The organism is Paraburkholderia sp. Cpub6, from assembly GCF_014201065.1.
Lineage (GTDB): Bacteria > Pseudomonadota > Gammaproteobacteria > Burkholderiales > Burkholderiaceae > Paraburkholderia > Paraburkholderia tuberum.
In genome coordinates this window covers 65,150-87,756 of sequence record NZ_JACHDM010000026.1, presented here as the reverse complement: position 1 = coordinate 87,756, position 22,607 = coordinate 65,150, and the positions used below count along the sequence as shown (strand labels likewise).

At 65.5% G+C, this 22,607-nt stretch carries 14 protein-coding genes; 6 read left to right on the top strand and 8 right to left on the bottom strand.

Annotation, left to right across the window (positions count from 1 at the left end; translation table 11 throughout):
* The first annotated feature begins 20 nt into the window (after positions 1–20).
* Positions 21–1,472, top strand: coding sequence for a bifunctional 2-methylcitrate dehydratase/aconitate hydratase (locus tag HDG33_RS30255; protein WP_184037993.1), 1,452 nt, complete (start codon positions 21–23; stop codon positions 1,470–1,472).
* A 42-nt stretch (positions 1,473–1,514) separates the two neighbouring features.
* A complete protein-coding gene (acnA, locus tag HDG33_RS30250) occupies positions 1,515–4,229 on the top strand; it encodes an aconitate hydratase AcnA (protein ID WP_184037990.1) in 2,715 nt (904 codons plus the stop codon).
* Between the two features lie 144 nt (positions 4,230–4,373).
* Here the strand turns inward: acnA and HDG33_RS30245 are convergent, their stop codons facing one another.
* Complete coding sequence (locus HDG33_RS30245; RefSeq protein ID WP_184037987.1) at positions 4,374–8,144, bottom strand: DUF748 domain-containing protein; 3,771 nt, start codon at positions 8,142–8,144, stop codon at positions 4,374–4,376.
* A gap of 213 nt (positions 8,145–8,357) precedes the next feature.
* Complete coding sequence (locus HDG33_RS30240; protein ID WP_184037984.1) at positions 8,358–9,776, bottom strand: DUF1254 domain-containing protein; 1,419 nt, start codon at positions 9,774–9,776, stop codon at positions 8,358–8,360.
* Positions 9,777–10,112: 336 nt separating this feature from the next.
* Here HDG33_RS30240 and HDG33_RS30235 point away from each other — a divergent pair, with 336 nt between their 5' ends.
* The 3 genes from HDG33_RS30235 (at position 10,113) to HDG33_RS30225 (ending at position 15,662) form a co-directional block, all read left to right on the top strand.
* Positions 10,113–10,760, top strand: coding sequence for an FMN-binding negative transcriptional regulator (locus HDG33_RS30235; RefSeq protein ID WP_184037982.1), 648 nt, complete (start codon positions 10,113–10,115; stop codon positions 10,758–10,760).
* Positions 10,761–10,855: 95 nt separating this feature from the next.
* Positions 10,856–13,492 carry a heavy metal translocating P-type ATPase gene (locus HDG33_RS30230; protein WP_184037978.1) on the top strand — a complete coding sequence of 879 codons (2,637 nt, stop codon included), beginning with the start codon at positions 10,856–10,858 and terminating at the stop codon, positions 13,490–13,492.
* A 196-nt stretch (positions 13,493–13,688) separates the two neighbouring features.
* Positions 13,689–15,662, top strand: a complete 1,974-nt coding sequence (locus HDG33_RS30225) for a methyl-accepting chemotaxis protein (RefSeq protein WP_184037975.1) — start codon at positions 13,689–13,691, stop codon at positions 15,660–15,662.
* A gap of 44 nt (positions 15,663–15,706) precedes the next feature.
* On the opposite strand, the gene HDG33_RS30220 is transcribed toward HDG33_RS30225, so the two are convergent.
* Positions 15,707–16,360, bottom strand: coding sequence for a glutathione S-transferase family protein (locus HDG33_RS30220; protein ID WP_184037971.1), 654 nt, complete (start codon positions 16,358–16,360; stop codon positions 15,707–15,709).
* A 228-nt stretch (positions 16,361–16,588) separates the two neighbouring features.
* Between HDG33_RS30220 and HDG33_RS30215 the strand changes: the two genes are divergently transcribed.
* The gene (locus HDG33_RS30215) at positions 16,589–18,028 is read left to right on the top strand and encodes a polyhydroxyalkanoate depolymerase (protein WP_184037968.1); all 1,440 of its coding nucleotides are present in this window, start codon (positions 16,589–16,591) and stop codon (positions 18,026–18,028) included.
* A gap of 37 nt (positions 18,029–18,065) precedes the next feature.
* Here HDG33_RS30215 and HDG33_RS30210 read toward each other — a convergent pair whose 3' ends face one another.
* From HDG33_RS30210 to HDG33_RS30190, 5 genes are all read right to left on the bottom strand, one after another.
* Complete coding sequence (locus HDG33_RS30210; RefSeq protein ID WP_184037964.1) at positions 18,066–18,677, bottom strand: flavin reductase family protein; 612 nt, start codon at positions 18,675–18,677, stop codon at positions 18,066–18,068.
* A gap of 110 nt (positions 18,678–18,787) precedes the next feature.
* Positions 18,788–19,714, bottom strand: a complete 927-nt coding sequence (locus HDG33_RS30205) for a 3-hydroxyacyl-CoA dehydrogenase family protein (RefSeq protein ID WP_184037960.1) — start codon at positions 19,712–19,714, stop codon at positions 18,788–18,790.
* Between the two features lie 162 nt (positions 19,715–19,876).
* Positions 19,877–20,182, bottom strand: a complete 306-nt coding sequence (locus HDG33_RS30200; RefSeq protein WP_184037958.1) for a hypothetical protein — start codon at positions 20,180–20,182, stop codon at positions 19,877–19,879.
* A 497-nt stretch (positions 20,183–20,679) separates the two neighbouring features.
* A complete protein-coding gene (locus HDG33_RS30195) occupies positions 20,680–20,838 on the bottom strand; it encodes a hypothetical protein (RefSeq protein WP_018424094.1) in 159 nt (52 codons plus the stop codon).
* A 163-nt stretch (positions 20,839–21,001) separates the two neighbouring features.
* On the bottom strand, positions 21,002–22,372 hold the full coding sequence (locus tag HDG33_RS30190; RefSeq protein ID WP_184037956.1) for a hypothetical protein: 1,371 nt from the start codon (positions 22,370–22,372) through the stop codon (positions 21,002–21,004).
* Between the last annotated feature and the right edge of the window lie 235 nt (positions 22,373–22,607).

Here is a 22,607-nt window from a genome sequence, read left to right as displayed (position 1 = left end):
CGCCGCCAGGGAAGCCCCCGATGCCCGCCCCGATCTCCAACGTACGACCCGCCCCGGACGCCGTCCTGGTCGAGATCGTCGACTACGTGCTGGATTACCGGATCGACAGCGCGCTCGCGCTGGAAACCGCGCGTCATTGCCTGATCGACACGCTCGGTTGCGGACTCGAGGCGCTTACCTACCCAGCCTGCACCAAGCTGATGGGACCGATCGTGGCAGGCACGATCGTCCCCAACGGCGCGAAGGTGCCGGGCACGTCGTTCCAGCTGGACCCGGTTCAGGCCGCCTTCAACATCGGCGCGATGATCCGCTGGCTCGATTTCAACGACACCTGGCTGGCCGCCGAATGGGGCCATCCGTCCGATAACCTCGGTGGCATTCTCGCGACGGCCGACTGGCTCTCGCGCACCGCCATCGCAGCCGGCAAAGCGCCGCTGACGATGAAAGACGTCCTGATCGCCATGATCAAGGCGCACGAAATTCAAGGCTGCATCGCGCTCGAGAACTCGTTCAACAAAGTCGGGCTCGATCATGTGCTGCTCGTCAAGCTCGCGTCGACCGCCGTGGTCGGTCAGCTGATCGGCCTTACGCGCGACGAGTTGATCAACGCGGTATCGCAGGCGCTCGTCGATGGGCAGGCGCTGCGCACCTACCGTCATGCGCCGAACACCGGTTCGCGCAAATCGTGGGCCGCCGGCGACGCGACCTCGCGCGCCGTGCGCCTCGCGCTGATCTCGAAGACCGGCGAGATGGGCTATCCGTCGGTGCTCAGCGCGAAAACGTGGGGCTTCTACGACGTGCTGTTCAACGGCAACGCGTTCCAGTTCCAGCGTCCGTACGGCTCGTACGTGATGGAAAACGTGCTGTTCAAAATCTCGTTTCCGGCCGAGTTCCACGCGCAAACCGCCGTGGAAGCCGCGCTCGCGCTGCATGTGCAGCTCGCCGCGCAGGGCCGGCGCGTCGAAGACATTCGCCGCATCACGATCCGCACCCACGAAGCGGCGATTCGCATCATCGATAAAAAGGGTCCGTTGAACAATCCGGCTGACCGTGATCATTGCATCCAGTACATGATCGCGGTGCCGCTGATTTTCGGCCGTCTGACGGCTGCCGATTACGAAGATTCAGTCGCGCAGGACTCGCGTATCGATGCATTGCGCGCGAAGATGGAATGCGTCGAAGACCCACAGTTCACGAAGGACTATCACGACCCGGAGAAGCGTTCGATCGCCAACGCACTGACGATCGAATTCAACGACGGGTCGAAGTTCGGTGAAGTCGTAGTCGAATACCCGATCGGTCATAAGCGCCGTCGTGAAGACGGTATTCCGTTGCTGGTCGAGAAGTTCAAGACCAACCTCGCGCGGCGCTTTCCGGTCAAGCAACAACTGGCGATTCTCGACGTATCGCTCGACCAGGCCAAGCTCGAAGCGACGCCGGTCAATGAATACGTCGATCTGTACGTCATCTAGGTTGAGTACTGTAGTTCCGCGATCCAAACCAAGGAAAACACCATGGCCCACAACCTCCACAAAACGCTCAAGGAATTCGACAGCGGTTCCGGCAAAGGCAAGTTCTACTCGCTGCCGCAACTCGGCAAGGCTCTGAACCTCAAGATCGACCGCCTGCCGGTCTCGATCCGTATCGTGCTGGAATCGGTGCTGCGCAACTACGACGGCAAGAAAGTCGCCGAAGGACATGTCACGCAACTCGCGAACTGGAAGCCGACCGCGGCGCGCGTCGACGAAATTCCGTTCGTCGTGTCGCGCGTCGTGCTGCAGGACTTCACCGGCGTGCCGCTGCTCGCCGACATCGCCGCGATGCGCGGCGTCGCGAAGGCCGTCGGCAAGAACCCGAAGTCGATCGAGCCGCTGGTGCCGGTCGATCTGGTCGTCGACCACTCGGTGCAGATCGACCACTTCCGCGAGAAGAACGCGCTCGACCTGAACATGAAGCTGGAATTCCAGCGCAACAACGAGCGCTATCAGTTCATGAAGTGGGGCATGCAGGCGTTCGACACGTTCAAGGTCGTGCCGCCGGGCGTCGGCATCGTTCACCAGGTGAACCTCGAGTACCTCGCGCGGGGCGTGCACAAGAAGGCCGACGGCGCGGACACCGTGTACTACCCGGATTCCCTGGTCGGCACGGACAGCCACACGACGATGATCAACGGCATCGGCGTGGTCGGCTGGGGTGTGGGCGGTATCGAAGCCGAAGCAGGCATGCTTGGCCAGCCGGTGTACTTCCTGACGCCGGACGTCGTCGGTGTGCACCTGAAGGGCAAGCTGATCGAAGGCGTGACTGCGACCGACCTCGTGCTGACGATCACCGAACTGCTGCGTAAGGAGAAGGTCGTCGGCAAGTTCGTCGAGTTCTTCGGCGAAGGCACGCGCTCGCTGTCGGTGCCGGACCGTGCGACGATCGGCAACATGGCGCCGGAATACGGCGCAACGATGGGCTTCTTCCCGGTCGACGAAAAGACCATCGACTTCTTCCACGGCACCGGCCGCACGGACGCGGAAATCTCCGCGTTCGAAAACTACTTCAAGGCGCAGGAGCTGTTCGGCATTCCGGGCGAAGGCGACATCGACTACACGAAGGTCGTCACGCTGGATCTCGCGACGGTCGCGCCGTCGCTGGCAGGCCCGAAGCGACCGCAGGACCGCATCGAGATCGGCCACGTGAAGTCGACCTTCACCGACCTGTTCTCGAAGCCGGTCGCCGAAAACGGCTTTGCGAAGAAGGCCGCCGATCTCGACGCGCAATACACGACGAGCAACGGCGTCGACGTCAAGAACGGCGACGTGCTGATCGCCGCGATCACGTCGTGCACGAACACGTCGAACCCGAGCGTGCTGCTGGCCGCCGGTCTGCTTGCGAAGAAGGCTGTCGAAGCTGGCCTGACGGTCGCTCCGCACATCAAGACGTCGCTCGCTCCGGGGTCGCGTATCGTCACCGAGTACCTGACGAAGACCGACCTGCTGAAGTACCTCGACAAGCTCGGCTTCACGCTGGCCGCTTACGGCTGCACGACCTGTATCGGCAACGCGGGCGACCTGACGCCGGAACTGAACGACGCGATCACGAAGAACGACATCGTCGCGGCAGCGGTGCTGTCGGGCAACCGTAACTTCGAAGCGCGTATCCACCCGAACATCCGCGCGAACTTCCTCGCGTCGCCGCCGCTCGTCGTGGCATACGCGATCGCCGGCAACATCACGCGCGACCTGATGACCGAGCCGGTCGGCAAGGGCAAGGGCGGCAAGGACATCTACCTCGGCGACATCTGGCCGACCAGCGAAGAAGTCAACGCGCTGCTGAAGTACGCGATGGATGCCGACGCGTTCCGCAAGAACTACTCGCAGCTCACGAAGAAGGGCGATCTGTGGAGCAAGATCGAGGGCGAAGAAGGTCAGGTCTACGACTGGCCGAAGTCGACCTACATCGCCGAGCCGCCGTTCTTCGGCAAGGACTTCTCGATGACGCCGGCTTCCAGCATCGCGCCGGTCAAGGGCGCACGCGCGTTGGGCATCTTCGGTGACTCGGTCACGACCGACCACATCAGCCCGGCAGGCTCGATCAAGGAAGACTCGCCGGCAGGCCGCTGGTTGAAGGAAAACGGCGTGCAAAAGGCCGACTTCAACAGCTACGGCTCGCGGCGCGGTAACCACGACGTGATGATGCGCGGCACGTTCGCGAACGTCCGTATCAAGAACCTGATGATCCCGGCGAAGGCGGACGGCTCGCGCGTCGAAGGCGGCCTGACGATTCACCAGCCGAGCGGCGAACAGCTGTCCATCTATGACGCAGCGATGAAGTACATCGGCGCCGATACGCCGACCGTCGTGTTCGCGGGCGAAGAGTACGGCACGGGCTCGTCGCGAGACTGGGCGGCCAAGGGCACGCAACTGCTGGGCGTGAAGGCTGTGGTCGCACGCAGCTTCGAACGGATCCATCGTTCGAACCTGGTCGGCATGGGCGTTCTGCCACTGCAGTTCAAGGGCTCGGATAGCGTGCAGTCGCTCGGCATCACCGGCGAAGAAACGTACGACATCGAAGGCCTCGGCGACGACTTCAAGCCGCAACAGGAAGTCACGCTCGTGATCCACGGCAAGGACGGCGACAAGCGCGTTCCGGTGCTGCTGCGTATCGACACGCCGATCGAAGTCGACTACTACAAGCACGGCGGGATTCTGCCGTTCGTGCTGCGCTCGCTGCTGGCTGCTTAAGCCTCGCGGCAACGCATACAGCCTCGCTGTTTTGCAGGGGCTGCGTCCTGTGGAGGGCGCAGCCGACTTTGAAGCCCGACCTCAGGTCGGGCTTTTTTTTATCGGCTCGCCGAACGCCACGGCTCACGCGCCGCGACTCCTCCATCACTTCAAGCCGAAATCGACCCGCGTCGTCGCACCCTTGTCCTTGATGTCGTCGGCATTCATCTTCGGCGCGACGATAAACACGCGGCTGCTGTCGATCTTGCCTTGCAGGTACTGCTGCACACTCTGCGCGCGCCGCTGCGCGAGTTGCCGCAAGCTCGCGTCGTCGATCGGCGCGTTGGCCGCGAGCGCGCTCTTCATGTCGTCGTCGGGCAGCGTCTTCGTCATGCCGATGAAGTTGTGCGGCTTCTTGAAGTCGGAGGACTTGTAGGCCTTGGTCAGATATTTGTCGTACTCTTTCTGATCGACCGTGACCGTCGATGGATCGACGCTCTCACCGTTACCCACCGTGTCCTTGATCTTCTGCCGCTTGACCATCTGATCGACGTACCGCGTGCGCAGCGCCGGCTCGTCGACCTTCGGATCGACGCGTCCGATCAGATCCATGCGGATCGACGGCTTGTCGGTGAGTGCCTTCACGATCGTGTCGAGTTTCTGCTTGTCGGCATCGGTGAGCGTCGCCGAGCCGGCCTCGAATTCGACGTAACCGAGGTCCTCACCATTGCCGCCGAACGCGTGCGCGATCAGCGAAAACGGCGCGGTCACCGCCTTTTCGAGCAGATTGAGCACCGCATGCCAGATCAGCCCGCCGATGCTGAACTCGGGGTTCGACAACGAGCCCGACACTGGCAGGTTCACGTCGATCTCGCCGCGCGAGTTCTTCAGCAGCGAGATCGCGAAACGCACCGGCAGTTTGGTCGCGGTGTCGTTGTCGATGTGATCACCGAACGTCAGTTGATCGATGAACAGGTGGTTGTTCGCGTTCAGCTGGTCGTTCTCGAGCTTGTAATGCAAATCGACGTTGAGCTTGCCCTTCGTGATCGGATAGCCCGCGTATTTCGCCGAATACGGCGTCAGGTTGGTCAGCTCGATGTCGTGCGCGCTCGCGGTCAGATCGAGCGCCGGTTTCGCGATCAGCGGATTGATGGTGCCGCGGATCGTCAGCGGACCGTTGGCCGCGAGCTTCGCGGCCACGTCGACCGGCGCGGGCGCCGTCGATTCCGTACCGAACGCGCCGATCGTGCCCTGAATGGCGACAAGGTTCGCCGTGTAGTTCGGCTTGACGAAGTTGTCGGTATAGGTCACGCGGCCCTGCTGCAACACCAGTTGCCCGAAGTGCATCTTGACCGGGTTTGCTGGCGGCCTCGCGGCCGTGGCGCTGGCGACGGCCGTGGCGGCAGGTTTGCCGGGCGTTGCTGCAGATGCCGCGACCGGCGCCGACGCCGCGACTGCCTCAGACACCGCCTCGGGCGTCAGCGGAATCGGGTGCGAGCCGCTCTTGTCGCGCGTCAGCGACTGCGTCGTACCGCCCTCGTGCGCGACCACATCCTTCAGATTCAGCTTGCCTTGCGCGTCGAGCAGTACACGCCCATAGAACTTCGAGAACGTCACACGGCCCGCGTCGACGACGGTACCGTGCTCGTCGTAGTCGGCCTTCAGGTTCGACAGCGCGAGCGAGCCCCAGCCCGCGAACGGGTCCGACGTCACCTTGTCGAGCATGCGCACGGCGACGAGCGCCATGTCGCCGCGAAAGTTCGCTTTCAGCGACTTCGCCTGGGTGACCGCGAGATCGCCGTTCGCGTTCAGCAGCGCGCTTGCGAGCGTCGCGTTCAGATTGCTGCCGAAGTACGGCTCGAACGCGGCCGCGTCGAGCTGGTTCGCGTTGATCTTGACGGCCAGCTTTAGCGGCGTCGCGGTCACGTCGCCCTTCACAGCGAGTGTGCCCTTCTTGTTCAACGTCGCCTGCAGGTCGACCGGCAGCGGACGGCCCAAGTCGTCGCTGATCTGCCGCACCTTCAGCTGCACCGGCGTAAAGCTCAGCTTGACCGGCTGCGGCGTCGTGTTGTCGGTGAAATCGGCGGTCGCGTCTTTGAGCGTCAATTCGGCGATCTTGTAGCGCCATGCGGGGCCTTCGGCCTGCGCTTGTTTCGCCGCGTGGATCGCCGTGCGCTCCGTCGCCTGTTGATGCGCCCTCGCGAGCGCATTCAGATTGATGGTGCCGTCCTTCAGGCGCTGCGCGTCGACCGCGAGACCGGTTACGTCTACGCTCGTCACGTCGGCCGTGCGCGCCGCGACGTCGACCTGTTTGACTACCACGTTGCCCTGCGCGAGCGAGATCACCGGCGTCTTGCCGCCGCGCGCCGCGAGCTTCACCGCCTGCATGTCCAGCTGCGTGTCCGCGACCGTCAGCGCCATCGGCGACTTCGACCAGTTCGCGTCGATATTCGTCGTCGCGGACAACGCACCGTCCAGCACCTGCGCGGACGTCGCGGTATCCAGATACGGCTGCAACGGCGGCAGCTTCAGCGACTTCAGATCGAGCTTCGCGCTCGCCGTCTTCGCCGCGAGGCCGACCGTGCCGTCGGCGGCGAGCGAACCGCCGTTGTCCTTCAGGTTCGTATTCAGCGTGTAGTGCGCTGGCGCCGACGCTAGCGTCGAGAAATCGGTCAGCGTAACCGCGAGGTTTTGCAGCCCGGCTTCTACCGGATGCGACACGGCTTCGTCGTGTACGTTCACGGTGCCGTCGTTGAGTGCGAAACGTTTGATCGCGACGTCGAACGGCGGGGCCGCCTTTTCGGCGGCGGCGGTTTTGGCGTTGGCATTCGCGTCCGCGGTTTCCTTTGCCGTGGTTTTTTCCGGCGCGGGCGCGAACATATGCTCGACGCTCAATACGCCGTCCTTGTCGCGCGCGAGGCTCGCGCTCGGCGCGTCGATGCGGATATCGTCGAAGTGATAGATGCTCTTCAACGGTTCGAGCGATGCCGCCGCCACATGCACGGCGCGCGCCGCGAAAAACGGCGCCTTGCCCTGATCCTGCACGTTGACGTCGTTCAGATCGACGGTGCCGGCGACGCGCAGCGACGGCGTGTCGTTCGACATCTCGAAGTTCAGCTTCAGGTCGGTGGACAGCTTGCCCGACTGCACGATCACCGGCAGCTTCGACGGCGCGTAAGACACCAGCTTCGGCACGTCGAGCTCATCGAAGCGCAGCGACACTTCCGACTCGCGCGACGCCGCGAACGGCTTGGTCCTGCCGTCGATCGCGAGCTGACTGTCGCCGTCGATGCGCGCGCGCAGCAGCGGCTCGACGAAGATATCGGTCTTCGACGGCAGCGTCGCGATGAACGGAATGCCGAGCTTCCATTGATCGATCACGTGGCTCGTGCCGAGCAGCCGGTCGTCGAACCTGATCTGGCCGTTTTCGACGCGAATGTTGGAGATGGAGAACTGCGTCGGCTTGCTATTCGGTTTTGCCGGCTGATTCGCGAATTTCTCGATCAGGTCGCTGAAATTGAAGTGCTGCGCATCGAGGCGAACGATATGGAAGCGCGGCGAATCGACCTGTACTTCGTCGACGATGGGCGCGCCGCGAAACGGCGAACTCCACGACGGCTTCACGATGAGCCGCGAAATATCGACGAAGTCGCCCGCGCCGCCGCGCTCGCCGATATGCACGTTGTCGGCCTCGAAACGCAGTGTGTACGGATTGAGCGCGATACGGCCGATCGACGCCGGCCGGTCGAGCTGCTTGCTCAGTTGCTGGCTCGCGATGTGGCGAATCAGCGGCGGCGCCGCGAAAAAGCCGAGCAGGCCTAACAGGACGACGAAGATCAGCAGACCGACGAGAATCCGTCGCGTACGGCGCGACTGCGCGACTGCGCGCACGGTCTGTATGGAGGAGGCTAACGATGCTTTATTGAGGCTTGCCATGCTCGATCTGGAGGAATGCGGCGGCAAGCCCGCCGCGAAAAACAGAGATCCCGCAAGCGGCAGTATAAGGCGTGAATCAATGGTTAGACAGGAATGTCAGGCCCGCCTTGACGATTCGTGCTGCTGACTGACTGGCTTTCCCGCGAACAAGATTTTCGCGAGCGTTCGATAACGAAACCGGACGGCGCGCGGTTTGCCCGCGCGCCGTTCACATCATTGCCGCACGACCGGCGGCGGCTGCCAGCTGCCGTCGGTGGCTTGCGGCTTCGGCGCATACAGGCGTAGCACCAGTTGCATGTCCGCGCGCGGTGCGGGCAGCCAGTTACCGGTCCGGCTGCGCGTCGACGACACGACCACGTCGAGCGAACCATCGCGATTGCGGCGCGCGCCATTGCGATCGCCAACCGCGAGCCGCGCCGGCGCGTTCTCGCTCAGCGCGCCATCCTTCGTATACGCGGTGATCGTCCAGAAACCGCGCACCGGCGGCAGCTGGTTCGCCGCGAAGTGGATCACATAGCGATTCGCGCCGTTCAGCGTGTTGCCGTCGCTGTCCTGCGTGACGAACGCGCGTACTTCGTCGTCCTTCGTACCGAGGCCCAACTGTGTGCTTGCCGCATACGCGCGCAACCCATAGTCGGGACCGTAGTTGCCGACGGCATCGCCGAACCAGCTCCAGCCGTTCGCGCTCAGCAGATTCGACGGCGGCGTCGCGAGGCGATCGCGACCGTCGGCGAGACCGGCCGCGAGCGCATCGGATGACTTCGGCAGCTTCACAGGATCGCCCGGCGTCACACCGAGATCGGCGAGAAATTTGAGCGCGTGCGGATCGGCCGGTGTCGGCGGATTGTCAGGCAACGCGTCGGCGAGACGGCCGAAGAAGCCGCTCGCGTCGAGCGCGGCGACCTGCTGCGCCGGCGTGCCGCTCGGGCCCGCGACGCCGCTTGCGTAACCGCGCGGCGGCACCGCCGGCTCCGCGTCGCCGACGAACACGCTCAGCGGCTCCAGACGGATCGCGTGCTGCAGCTTGCGCACCGCGTTCAGATCGCGCGCGCCGTTCGACTGGATGCGCACGCTGATCCATGCGTTGCGCGTCGGCACTTCGACGCGCTTTGCGCCCTTCGGCAGCTCGCCCTTCCAGCCCGGTGCGACGAACGCGATCGTCTGCGCGCGCAAGCCCTTCGCGGTGCCCGTGCCCGCGGCGAGCTGTGGCCCGGTCGACCACGCGACGTTGGTCCACATGTCGAGCACGCGCGCATCGACGTAACGGCCATGCGAATCAGGTAGCGCCAGGATCACCGGCTCGGCGGCAAGGTCGAGCCAGCCGGTCGAGTCGAGCGTGTCGAGGCTCGGCTGCGGCGGATTGGTCGCGCCGATCGGCGGCAGCGCCTGCGCGTGACGCAGCGTGTTGAAAGGCGCCTGACCCGGCTCGGTGCCGACCGCCGCATCGCGCGCGGCGCTCATCAGCACGAGCGGATAGCCGAATACGTAGGAGTCGGCGACTTCGTCCTTGATCCAGCCGGTGCGTTGTTGCGTCGCAGTGGGGGTCGACGCACAGCTGGCCAGCAGTGCCAGACCCGCGAGCGACGCACAGGTTCGTTGAAGCAAAAACAGTTCTCGGAGATTTTTTATCATTCGTTCAGAGTGCGGAACGTGCAGTCCTATGGGGGATGCCGGTGTGCAGCGCCTGGTGCATGCGCGGTTCTCCCGAAACACTGCGCAGCGAGTCCGCGGATTGCGATTCCGACAACATCGCGTTGTATCGTATCCTTGCTTGCCAGGCAAGCACAAAGCAGGGAATTTTGGCTGACAGCGCGCAGGCGCGTCACCGATGTGACAATCGACGTCGCTGTCACATTATGTTCCCGCGCCAACGGCTCGCGCGAGCGCGCCATGCTTCGCGCATTCGTCGATCCGCCAGCTTGGCCGTTCGCCTCCACTCTTTCGTCGTCCTGCATTCGGAATACTTCAATGTACATGCCCGCCCATTTCGAAGAGAACCGTCCAGAGGTTCTTCATCGCCTGATCGCCGAGCACCCGTTCGGCGCGCTGATTACGCACGGCCCCAACGGGCTCGATGCGAATCATCTGCCGTTCGAGGCGCAGGCGGATGCGGCGGATTCGTCACGTCTGGTGCTGCGCGCGCACGTCGCGCGGGCGAACCCCGTCTGGCAGGAAGCCGCGACCCATGCCGAAGCGCTCGTGATCTTCCAGGGGCCGACCGCCTATATTTCCCCGAGCTGGTATCCGAGCAAACACGAAACGCACAAGCAGGTGCCGACCTACAACTACATGGTCGTGCATGCACATGGCAGGATCGTGGTGCATGACGATGAATCGTTCGTGCGCGGTCTCGTCGCGCGACTCACGCGCGAGATGGAAGCCGGCGAGCCGGTGCCATGGAAGATGGGCGACGCGCCCGCCGACTACATCGCGCAGATGCTCGGCGCGATCGTCGGTATCGAGATCGAGGTAACGCGGCTCGTCGGCAAATGGAAGCTCGGGCAGAACAAGGCGGCCGAAGACCGGCGCGGCGCCGCGCAAACGCTGCTCGCGCGCGACGGCGATCAACAGAAGGCGGTGGGACAGGCGATGCTCGATGCGCCGCCGGCGTTCTGACGGCGGCCGCATAATCCGGCCTTGACCTTCCCGTCATGGGAAGGTCGATACTGGATTCACGATGCGGCCCAATGCCGCCACGAGCCCCGCCTGCCATGACCGCACTTGCCAACCCGCAGCGCCCCGCCGACGCGGCCGCTTCTTCTTCGCCCACACGCGTCGTCGAACTCGATATCGGCGGGATGACTTGCGCGTCGTGCGCGAGCCGCGTCGAGAAAGCATTGACCAAGCTGCCGGGAGTGGCGCGCGCGTCGGTGAATCTCGCGACCGAGCGCGCCCGCGTGGAAAGCGACGCGACGCTCGGGCCTCAGCAACTGGCCGATGCCGTGCGCAAGGCCGGATACGAAGCGACGCCGGTCGCGAACACCGAGCTTGCCGCGCCAAGCGCGACGCCAACCGCGACACCCGCCGCCACGCCGGGAACCGTTGAACTGGAGATCGGCGGCATGACCTGCGCAGCCTGCGCGTTGCGCGTCGAAAAAGCGCTCGCGAAGGTGCCTGGGGTCGCGCGCGCGTCGGTCAATCTGGCGACCGAAACCGCCACCGTTCATCCGCAAGGCACCGCATCCGCCGATACCGGCGCGCTGATCGCCGCCGTCACAAAAGCTGGCTACGAAGCGACGCTGAGCGCGCCGCCCGCTGCTGCCGCTCCAGCCGAGACAACGGCAGCTATCGCCGCGTCCGGCGACGAAAGGGACATCCTCGACACGACCCACGCCCCCGTCGTCGACCGCAAGCGGATTCAAACCCGCCGCGACCTCGCGAGCGTCGTTGCGTCCGCGCTGCTGACGCTGCCGCTCGTCGCACCGATGTTCGGCGAATGGTTCGGCCTCCACGCGATGCTGCCAGCCTGGCTGCAATTCGTGCTCGCGTCGATCGTGCAGTTCGTATTCGGCGCGCGCTTCTATCGCGCAGCCTGGCGCGCGGTGCGCGCCGGCGCGGGCAACATGGACCTGCTGGTCGCGCTCGGCACATCGGCGGCGTACGGCATCAGCGTCTATGAACTTACGATGCATCCGGGCGACACGATGCATCTGTACTTCGAGGCATCGGCGGTCGTGATCACGCTGGTGCGCTTCGGCAAGTGGCTCGAGGCGCGCGCCAAGCGCCAGACCACCGACGCGATCCGCGCGCTCAACGCGCTGCGCCCCGAGCGCGCGCGCATCCGCGACGGCGCCGGCGAACGCGAGGTGCCGCTCGCGCAGGTGCGGGTCGGCACCGTCGTGATCGTGCGGCCGGGCGAGCGCGTACCGGTCGACGGCGCGGTGCTCGAAGGCCGCACGCATATCGACGAAGCGCTGATCACCGGCGAAAGCCTGCCGGTGCCGAAACAGACCGGCGACGCCGTCACGGCCGGCTCGATCAACGGCGAAGGCGCGCTCGTGGTGACGACCACCGCGATCGGCGCGGAGACCACACTGGCGCGCATCATCCGGCTCGTCGAAAGCGCGCAGGCCGAGAAGGCGCCGATCCAGCGGCTCGTCGACCGCGTCAGCGAAGTCTTCGTGCCGGCGATTCTCGCGCTCGCCGCGCTGACGCTGATCGGCTGGCTGCTCGCCGGCGCGGGCGCGCAAACCGCGATCCTGAACGCGGTCGCGGTGTTGGTGATCGCCTGCCCGTGCGCGCTCGGCCTCGCGACGCCCGCCGCGATCATGGCCGGCACCGGCGTCGCCGCGCGCCACGGCGTGCTGATCAAGGACGCTGAAGCGCTGGAAATTGCGCATCGCGTGTCGATCGTCGCGTTCGACAAAACCGGCACGCTGACGCTCGGCCAACCATCGGTAACGGCGTTCGAGCCGATCGGCGGCTTGAGCCGCGACCAAGCGCTCGCGCTCGCGGCGGCGGTGCAGCGGCATAGCGATCATCCGCTCGCGCGGGCGGTGATGCGCGCGCACGAGGCTCAGCTCGGGCAAATGGCCGGCGAACACGAGGGCGGGCCAGGCGCCACCGCCGCTCGCGCCGTCGCCGGCCGGGGCGTGGAAGCCGACGTCGACGGCCGCACGCTCGCCCTCGGCAGCACGCGCTGGCTGCGCGAGCTGGACATCGCGCTGCCGACCGCGCTTGCCGCGCGCGCGCAGGAACTCCAAGCGGCGGGCAACACGGTGTCGTGGCTGATGACGCGCGCGCCTCACGCCTCCGAAGCGCTCGCCCTGATCGCGTTCGGCGACACGGTGAAGCCGACCGCGCGCGCGGCCGTCGCGCGGCTCGCGCAGATGGGCATCCGCAGCGTGCTCGTGACTGGCGACAACCGCGGCAGTGCGGCGAGCGTCGCGCGGGCGCTCGGCATCGACGAATTCCACGCCGAGGTGCTGCCCGACGACAAGGCCCGCGTGATCCGCGACCTGAAGATGCGCCACGCCGGCATCGTCGCGATGGCGGGCGACGGCATCAACGACGCGCCCGCGCTCGCCGCCGCCGACATCGGCATCGCGATGGCGAGCGGCACCGACGTCGCCATGCACGCCGCCGGCATCACCCTGATGCGCGGCGACCCGGCGCTCGTCGCCGACGCGATCGACATCTCGCGCAGAACCTGGCGCAAGATCCAGCAGAACCTGTTCTGGGCATTCGTCTACAACCTGATCGGCATTCCGCTGGCCGCGTTCGGCTTGCTGAATCCGATGCTCGCGGGCGCGGCGATGGCGTTTTCGAGCGTCAGCGTCGTCACCAATGCGTTGTTGTTGCGGACGTGGCGAAGCGCGCCCGGCCGAACCGTCGATCGGGTGCGCTGAGCAACGCAGCAACACCTTCCGCACTCCGCCTCGTTCCTTTTTCGGGGCCGGTTTTTTTGTGGCCCCTTTCAGCCTATTACGGGCGGCTTTCAGTCGCCCTAAAGCCGCCGTCTCCCGAGCCGTAAACCAGTAAATCGATGCCGCTCGCGGCCATGCCCGACGCGCGCATCGCCCGTCCCCCTTTTCGCGCCTGCCCATGAACTCTCTCTTCTTGCGCCGCGCCAGCGTCGGCGCGCGGCTTGCCGTGCTCTCGTGCGTGCTGGTCGCGTTGATTCTCAGCACCTTCGCGTGGGCGCTCGCACGCGCCGCCGGCGACCAGGTGCGCGACCAGGTGCTCGCCCGCATCGCCGAAAAAGACCGCTCGATCGCCGCGATGATCGAGCTGTTCGACAAGGCGCTGTCGGCCGAAGTCGATCGGTCGATGGCGCTGTTCGCGAGCTTCCTGCCCACCGACTTCTCGCTCGACGACACGCAGAAAGTCGACATCGGGAGCACCGCGACGCCGACTTTCAAGGCCGGCGGCAAGGTGCTGAATCTCGACTTCACGATTCCCGACCAGTTCCTCGAACGCAGCGGCGCGGTCGCGACCGTGTTTGCGCGCAGCGGCGACGACTTCGTGCGCGTGACCACCTCGCTGAAGAAGCAGGACGGCACCCGAGCGGTCGGCACGCTGCTCGACCGCAAGGGGCCGGCGTATGCGCCGCTGCTCGCGAACCGCTCGTACACTGGCCTCGCCATGCTGTTCGGCAAGCGCATGATCACGCAGTACCGGCCGATCGCCGACGCGAGCGGCCGCGTGATCGGCGCGCTGTTCGTCGGCGTCGACGTGGACAAGGAGATCCAGTCGGTCCAGGACGGCATCCACGCGCTGAAGATCGGCGCGAGCGGCTATTACTTCGTGCTCGACGCGTCGAGCGGCGCGGAGCGCGGCAAGCTGCTCGTGCATCCGGCCGCCGCGGGCCAGAAAGCCGACGACGCCAACGCGCCGTATCAGCGCATGCTCGACATGAAGCAGGGCGAGCTCGACTACCGCTCGGCCGACGCGACGCTCGGCGAGAGCGACGCGCGCGACAAGTTCGTGTCGTTCGTTACGGTGCCGGAGTGGCAGTGGCTCGTCGGCGGCGTCGCGCCGCGCGACGAAGTGATGGCCGAGGTCGTGCGCACCCGCAACGCCTTCCTGCTGCTCGGCCTCGCGCTGGTCGGCCTGTTCGCGATCGTGTTCCTCATCGCGGTGCGGCGGCTCGTCAGCCGTCCGCTCGACGAAGCCGCGCGCGCGTCGGAGCGTCTCGCCGCGGGCGATCTGAGCGTGCGCGTCGCGCAGCACGGCCGCGCGCGCGCCGACGAGATCGGCCGCCTGATGCTGGCAATCGACGGCATCGGCGAAGGCCTCGCGCGCATCGTCGCGCAGGTGCGCAACGCGTCGGCCGACATGTCGGCGGGCACCGAGAAGATCGCCACCGGCAGCGGCAACATCGCGATGCGCATCGCGACCCAGGCGAGCAGCCTCGAAGAGACCGCGGCGAGCATGGAGCAGATCACGTCAACCGTGCAGCAGAATGCCGATCACGCGACCGAAGCGAACACCCTCGTCACCCACGCCGCCGACGCCGCGCTCGAAGGCGGCCGCGCGGTCGAGCGCGTGGTGTCGACGATGGGCGAGATCGGCCGCTCGTCGCAGAAGATCGCCGAGATCACGACGGTGATCGAAGGTATTGCCTTCCAGACCAACATCCTCGCGTTGAATGCGGCTGTCGAAGCGGCGCGCGCGGGCGAGCACGGCAAGGGCTTCGCGGTCGTGGCGTCGGAAGTGCGCGCTCTCGCGCAGCGCAGCGCGGCGGCGGTGAAGGAGATCGAGGGGGTCATCGCGGCGTCGAGCGCGAACGTCGACAGCGGCTTTCGCATCGCCGAAGAAGCGAGCGCGACGATGCAGGGAATCGTCACTCAGGTCGGTCAGGTCCGCGCGATCATGAGCGAAATCAATGTCGCGTCGCGCGAGCAGTCGGGCGGCATCGAGCAGGTCAACCTGGCGGTCACGCAGATCGGCGAGGCGACGCAGCAGAATGCGACGATCGTCGTCGATGCGGAAGCCGCGGCGGCCGAGTTGCGCGAGCAGGCTGCGCGGCTCGCGCAGCTGGTCAGCGTGTTCAAGCTCGAAGGCGAGCGCGGCTGACGGATCTGCTTGATGTGGACAGCCGCGGACGGCGGCCGCCGCGCTCAGAACTCGACGTCCAGTTCATCGATCTCCTCGACCTCCTGACGCGCGAGCGCGATCCACTCGCGCATTTCGGGCAGCGCCATGATGCACTGCCCGTATTCGACCATATCCGGATCGAGTTGCACGTCATAGGTCACGAAACGCGTAACCACCGGTGCGTACATCGCGTCCGCGGCGGTCCGCTCGCCGAACAGGAACGGGCCGCCGTACTCCTTCAGACATTCACGCCAGATCGTCACGATCCGCTCGATATCCGATTGCGCGCGCGCCCATACCTTGAAGCCCGGGAAATGCGCCTTCAGGTTCATCGGCAGCGCCGAACGCAACGAGGCAAACCCCGAATGCATCTCGCCGCAGATAGAGCGGCAATGCGCGCGGGCGCGGATCTCGTGCGGCAACAGCGCGGCTTGCGGCTTCAGTTCGTGCAGATATTCGGCGATCGCCAGCGTGTCCCAGACCTTGACGCCGTCGTGCACGAGGCATGGCACCAGAATCGACGGCGACAGCAGCAGTAGTTCGGCGCGCGTCGCGGGGTCGTCGATCGGCACCACGATTTCTTCGAACGGCAAGCCGCTGAACTTCGTCAGCAGCCAGCCGCGCAGCGACCACGACGAATAATTCCTGCTGCTTATCGTGAGCGTAGTATTTCCCATACGTGTGTCCTCCAGATCGGGCATCGCGCCGCGCGTGCCTGCACCCATGCACGCCGCGGTGCGCGCGCGCACCAAAGCGCGGCAAGGCCGGCCCATTTCGCCTATGCACGCAAGTGATATGCCGACCCACGCAGATATGACGCGACACAGGGGCAACGCGCGCCAGCGCCTGGCGCACCACTTGCTTTTATTCGAGTTCCTGTCTTTCTGGCGCGTTCGAGTGAAAGTATGAATCTGTTCGCCTATCCTGCCTATCAGGCCTGCGCCGACCTGCTGCTACCGCTGCGGCACGGCGCGGCGCTGGCGAACCGTTCGCTCGATGCATGGTCCGCATTCGCCGCTACGCCCCACGGACGCTCGCTGCGCGCGACGTGCGAACTTCTGATGCTCGGCGGACTCACGCCGAAGCGGCCGCCGTTCGGCATCGATAGCGTCGTCACCGAAGGCGAGCCGGTCGCGGTGGTCGAGGAAGTCGTCGCGCGCACGCCGTTCTGCTCGCTGCTGCATTTTCGCAAGGCCGCCGTGCTTTCAACGCCGCAGCCGCGCGTGCTGATGATCGCGCCAATGTCGGGCCACTTCGCGACGCTGCTGCGCGCAACCGTGCGCACGATGCTGACCGAGCACGACGTCTATATCACCGACTGGCACAACCCGCGCGACGTGCCGCTCGGCGAAGGCCGCTTCGGCTTCGACGAATTCGTCCGCCACGTGATCGACTTCACCGCGACGATCGGGTCCGGCACGCATCTGCTCGCGGTCTGTCAACCGACCGTCGCAGCGCTCGCCGCCGTCGCGCTGATGGCCGCCGACGACCATCCCGCGCAGCCGGCCAGCATGACGCTGATGGCCGGCCCGATCGACACGCGCATCAATCCGACGCGCGTCAACGAACTGGCCAGGAGCCGGCCGATCGAGTGGTTCGAGCGCAATCTGATCAGCGCGGTGCCGTTCGGGTTTGCCGGCGCGCAGCGCCGCGTGTATCCGGGTTTCGTGCAGCTGGCCGCGTTCATGGCGATGAATCCGGGCCGCCACGCCGACTCGTTCGAAACGATGTACTACGAGCGCGGCAAGGGCGATCCGCAGAAAGCCGACACGATTCGCACGTTCTACGAAGAGTACTTCGCGACGATGGATCTGACCGCCGACTTCTATCTGGAGACCGTCGACACCGTGTTCCAGCAGCATGCGCTGCCGTTACGCGCGCTCGAAGTCGAGGGGCGGCTGGTGGAGCCGTCGAAGATTCGCCGCACCGCATTGCTGACCGTGGAAGGTGAAAAGGACGATATCTGCGCAGTCGGTCAGACGCTCGCCGCGCAGGACATGTGCGATCGTCTGCGGCCGTATCTGAAGACGCATCACGTGCAAACGGGCGTCGGCCACTACGGCGTGTTCAGCGGACGTCGCTGGGAGCGGGAGATTTATCCGCGCGTGCGGGCCGTGATTTACGACAATGAACCGCGCGCGGTGCTCGTCAGCTCGCGTGCGCGCCCGATCCAGCCGGTGCCTGCGGCGATTGCGGCGGAAGTCACGGCGGCCGCGCCGGTCGCGGCTGCGGTCGTCGAGGTTGAAGTGGATGCGCCCGTGGGCGGGAGCGGGAGCGGCAACAGTGACTCCGCGGCAGAAACGTCCGCGCAGTCCCCACGCAAACCGCCGCCGGTGACACCCTGAGCGATCCGCTAATCAGCGGAAGCTGCTGAGGGCGAGTTCAGGCCGTTGGCCGGATCATCTGGAACATCTCGCCGATCTGCGCATAGTCGGCGCGATAACCCGCGCGCATGATCGGCTGCGCGGCGTGCGTGTCGAACAGGCCGTCCTTCAGATACGCGTCGTCGATATGCACGCCGACCACCTGGCCGAGCGACAGATAGTTGTCCATCGGCTTGCCGTCGACATCATGCAGACGCACGATCTGCAGCAGCTTGCATTCGAGCGCCGCCGGCGATTCGGCCACGTGCGGCACCGCCACGTTGCGGCCCGGCGCCGGCGTGAGCCCGGCCAATGCGAACTCGTCGACATGCGGCGCGACCGGCGCCGACGAGCGGTTCATCTGCTCCGCGAGCGGCCGGGTGGCGAGATTCCAAACGAATTCGCCGGTCGCCTCGATGTTGGCGAGGCTGTCCTTGCGGCCCTCGCTGCTAAAACCGATGATCGGCGGAAAAGTCGCGAACGCGCCGAAAAAGCTGTATGGCGCGAGATTGAGCGTGCCTTCGGCATCGCGCGACGAAATCCAGCCGATCAGCCGCGGCGCGACGATCGCCTTGAACGGATCGTGCGGCAGGCCGTGACCGGCGGCGGGGTCATAGAAGTAGTGAGACATGAAGTGACTTGGGGTTGGCTCGGAGTTGATTTAGGTTCGCTTGCGACGCGTGTGGCAGTTAGCGCGAAAAGCGGCGGAGTACCAGGCACGGAACGGCTATTTATACCGCACTAGCCGCGCCCGATCACGCGCTTGCGCCCTTCCTTTACCCGCGCGATGCGCGCTTCATCCCAGTCATGAAACCCCGCGCCGCTGCGCATGCCGACACGCCCCGCGTCGACCTGCGCGCGCAGCAGATCGATCACGTCCTCGTCTTTCGCGAGTTGCGGCATCAAATGCGACGCGATGTCGACGAACGTGTCGAGTCCGCCCATGTCCGCGCCCTCGAATGGTCCGACGATGCCCCAGCGACGTCCCAGCGAAGCTTTCATCACGCGATCGACGACCTCGGGCGTCGCTGCCCCCGAACGCACGATGTGCAACGCCTCGCGCAGTACCGCGAACTGCAGCCGATTACCGACGAAGCCCGGAATCGCCTTCGCGAGCACAACCGGCTCCATGCCGATCGCGCTCATCAGTCCGGCGGTTTGCCGCACGACTTCGGGCGCGGTCTCGGTGCCCGGCACGACCTCGACGAGCGGAATCATGTGCGGCGGGTTCCAGAAATGCGCGATCACGAAGCGTTCTTTCGCGCGCAGCGGGGTGGCAAGCTGGTCGGGCGGGAAGCCGCTGGTGTTGCTCGCGAGGATCGCATCATCGGCGAGCAGGCTGGTCAGCGTCGCGTAGAGGTGGTGTTTGAGTTCGAGCACTTCGGGAATCGCCTCGATCACGAAGCGCGCTTGCCCGATCGCATCGAGTTGCGCATTGGTTTCGATGCACGCGAGCGCCGCCTGTTTGGCAGCATCGTCGATACGGCCCGCGTCGATCAGTTCGTCGAGCACGGCTTGCGCTTTCGGCGCGACGCTCGCGAGTCGCGCCGGATCAACGTCGTGAACGATCGTACGGTATCCATGCAACGCGGCCTGCGTCGCAATGCCGACGCCCATCAGTCCCGTGCCCACCACCCCTATCGCTACATCCTGTGTCGTCTTGTCCATACGCGCTCCCGCTGCCGTCGATGAAAGCCCCGAAGCATAGCGCAGCACGCGCAATACCACGGTCGGACTCGCACGCCCAAATGCGACGAAGCCGGCCTTCCCCTCGAGGGAAAACCGGCTTCGTAGACTCACGCCGCCTGTTGCGACGCCATCAGGCGCGCTTTAGTAGCGCGGGGGCGGCGTGCGGTGATCGTCGCCGCGGTGGTGCGGATCGTAGTCGCGCGGATGATGGCGCATCCACTCGTCGTGCTCCCAGTAGCGGTGGCCGTCCCAGTAACGATCGCCGTGCCAGCCGATGTTGATCGACACGCCCACCGGCATCATATGCGGTTGGCCATACACGACTGGTGCCGGACCGTGTTCGACGATCACGCGGTCTTGCGCGAATGCGCTACCAGCCGCGACGAGTGCGCCGCCCGCGAGCAGCGTTGCGATCAGCGAGCGCGATGCCTTGCCAAAGTTTTTCATCATGACCTCCCGTCAAAGTTTTATTCCAGGCCAGCGTCCGTGTTTGCTCGGATCGTGCGATTCGCTTCGTTCGCTTCGCTTGCGAGCCGAACCAGACGCCGTACGCTTGAGACTCACTTTAGCGGCCCGGATCGCGTGAAGACGTTAGCACTTGTAAGCGAGCATTTCATAGATGGGGCCTGTTGATGGAAGCGCGGTGTCGCTTTCGCGCTTCATTCAACAAAGGTTTACGGGCAATGCTTTCATTCGACTCGCTGAATCAGCGTGAAAGCTGGTTACATTCATTTCGGCCCCGAAATAATTCGCAAGGAGTCGGACAGACACTGGAGGCCTGGCGCTGATACGTCTGTCTCGTCGCGCAATGGTGCATCGCGACAAGAGAGCCCCGAAAAACAAAAAGCCACGATCCGCATTTCGCGAATAGTGGCTCAATGAGAAGCGCACTCGAGGTGCGCGCCCCGGCGCGTTGTCGCGCGCTCGGGAGGTGCGGCTGGTTTTTAGTCCGTCAGCTTGATGCCGAACAGCGTGGCCTGCGCGCGGCGCAGACGCTCTGCTTCACGGGCCCGCGCTGCGTACGAGTAGTCCGAATCCAGCGGCAGATGGGGCGACGCAAAGAGGTCGCTGACCTTTTGGAACAGTGCAAAGATGTAGCTCATGGCGACTCCCGGTTAGTGACTGCATTTCTAGGGTTTTCCCTTAGTCGTGATTATAGGGGTTTTCCCTAGGGAAAAGCTAGTGCAATGCAGCAAATTTTCGCTGCTGCGGGTTGCCGCGATGTCATTGGGCCGGGAGGCGTTGCATCGCGACAACGTCCCCGATTTAGTGACTCGGCGGCCGCCGGTGCGAAGCGCGAGCGTGCCTCGCGCGCGTCGGCGTCGCGCTGGGCTGTAGGGGCGCCGCGGGGGGCGCTGCGGTGGGGGTCGTGGCGGCGGGCGCCGACGCGGCGTTCGCGGTCGCCGTATGCACGTCGAGCAGGCTCACCATCGCCGCTTGCTGGTTCTGCATCATCTGTTCGATGCGGTGTTGCTGGACCGTCGTCTCGCGCGTGAGGCGCATCAGCAGCAGCGTCTGCGCGATGCCGATCGCCACCGTCACCAGCAGCGCACCGACCACGATCGACAGCATCCATTTCACGCGCCGCGAATGATCGGTCGCGGCGCGGCGTTGATCGGCGATCACGCCATAGAGCGCATCGACCGTATCGGCGAACGCGGTGGCACGCGCGCGGTCGAGTTCCGGCTCCGAGCGTAGCGCAGCGTCGGCCGCGTCGGTGCGGCGCGCGTCACGCGAGGAAGTGGCGAATCCGGCGTGGTTGTCTGCGGACGAGGACCGCGGTGTCGTCAACAGCGCGGTGGCGGAGAGCTTGTCGTCCTGTTTCGTGGTCACGGCCTCTGGCGAGGCGGATTGCGTACGCGCCGCGGGCTCGTCGGCGGACTGGCTCATGCTACTGCCGTCGGTCGCAGCGGACGTTGCAAGCGAATCCGGGGCGGTAGCCGCTGCGGCATCGCGCGATGCCGTCGCGGCTTTCGCGAACGTCGCGGCGAAACGCTGCTGCGGCTTGCCCGCGCCCGCCGTCGCAGCCGACTCCGCTTCGGCCGCCTGGCGCAACGCGGTCACGCTGCGCGCGACGGTCGCGGCGGCCATCGCCGAGCTGAGCGGCGCGGATGGCTCACGCGACGTTGCCGCGGGCTTGTCGTCGGTGTTTGCCGCGGCGTTCGGCGCTGAGCCGTCGGGGGCGCCGTTCGCGGGCTCGTTTGCGGGCTTGTTTGCAGACGCATCCGCAACCGCCATCACCGGCTCAACGTCAAACCCGCTCAACTGCCCGTTCACCGGCATCGGCGCATCCAGCTTCGCCGCACGCGGTGCGCGGCGCGCAGTTTTGTCGAGCGACCCGTGTTCATCGAATACGCCGACCGCCTGCAGCACCACGTCCGGCAGTTCGAAGCCGTGCAGCGTGCCTTGGCGGACGTCGATGTTCATCGCCTCGAGCGTCGCGCGGGTCGGATCGTCGGGGAACAGGTCGAGCGTGCTGTCGTCGCGCGCGACGCCGCTCAGTTGCGCGAGGCGTTGCGCCGAGCGCGCCGCGCGCGCCAGCTTGTTTTCGGTTTCGGTGGAGACGGCGCCCTGGCGCTGCTTCTTCGAAGCGACGCGCGGGGGCATGGACTGCGGGGATGCTGCGGAATCTGCCATAGAGGAAAAAGCGGTCGTCGCCAGGAACGGGGCGCCGGATGCCGCTTGTCATTGCCATTGGAATATTTAGAGCCAGCATTGTCGCATGGCGCTCCGCCCGTGCCGAAGCCATTCCCCGACGATTTGCACCCTTTCGCGCGCCTCGCGCCTTTCACGACCTCGCGTCGTCGCCCTGGAATTCCCGCACGCCGTGCAATTGCCGAAGGCGAGCGCAGCGTCGAGCATTTCGGATGCT

Excerpts from the sequence above, each read along its gene's own strand:
- HDG33_RS30190 (WP_184037956.1), bottom strand. The coding sequence starts at position 22,372 with ATGGCAGATTCCGCAGCATCCCCGCAGTCCATGCCCCCGCGCGTCGCT.
- HDG33_RS30220 (WP_184037971.1), bottom strand. The coding sequence starts at position 16,360 with ATGGGAAATACTACGCTCACGATAAGCAGCAGGAATTATTCGTCGTGG.
- HDG33_RS30195 (WP_018424094.1), bottom strand. The coding sequence starts at position 20,838 with ATGAGCTACATCTTTGCACTGTTCCAAAAGGTCAGCGACCTCTTTGCG.
- acnA (WP_184037990.1), top strand. The coding sequence starts at position 1,515 with ATGGCCCACAACCTCCACAAAACGCTCAAGGAATTCGACAGCGGTTCC.
- HDG33_RS30235 (WP_184037982.1), top strand. The coding sequence starts at position 10,113 with ATGTACATGCCCGCCCATTTCGAAGAGAACCGTCCAGAGGTTCTTCAT.
- HDG33_RS30210 (WP_184037964.1), bottom strand. The coding sequence starts at position 18,677 with ATGTCTCACTACTTCTATGACCCCGCCGCCGGTCACGGCCTGCCGCAC.
- HDG33_RS30245 (WP_184037987.1), bottom strand. The coding sequence starts at position 8,144 with ATGGCAAGCCTCAATAAAGCATCGTTAGCCTCCTCCATACAGACCGTG.
- HDG33_RS30240 (WP_184037984.1), bottom strand. The coding sequence starts at position 9,776 with ATGATAAAAAATCTCCGAGAACTGTTTTTGCTTCAACGAACCTGTGCG.
- HDG33_RS30230 (WP_184037978.1), top strand. The coding sequence starts at position 10,856 with ATGACCGCACTTGCCAACCCGCAGCGCCCCGCCGACGCGGCCGCTTCT.
- HDG33_RS30200 (WP_184037958.1), bottom strand. The coding sequence starts at position 20,182 with ATGAAAAACTTTGGCAAGGCATCGCGCTCGCTGATCGCAACGCTGCTC.
- HDG33_RS30225 (WP_184037975.1), top strand. The coding sequence starts at position 13,689 with ATGAACTCTCTCTTCTTGCGCCGCGCCAGCGTCGGCGCGCGGCTTGCC.
- HDG33_RS30215 (WP_184037968.1), top strand. The coding sequence starts at position 16,589 with ATGAATCTGTTCGCCTATCCTGCCTATCAGGCCTGCGCCGACCTGCTG.
- HDG33_RS30255 (WP_184037993.1), top strand. The coding sequence starts at position 21 with ATGCCCGCCCCGATCTCCAACGTACGACCCGCCCCGGACGCCGTCCTG.
- HDG33_RS30205 (WP_184037960.1), bottom strand. The coding sequence starts at position 19,714 with ATGGACAAGACGACACAGGATGTAGCGATAGGGGTGGTGGGCACGGGA.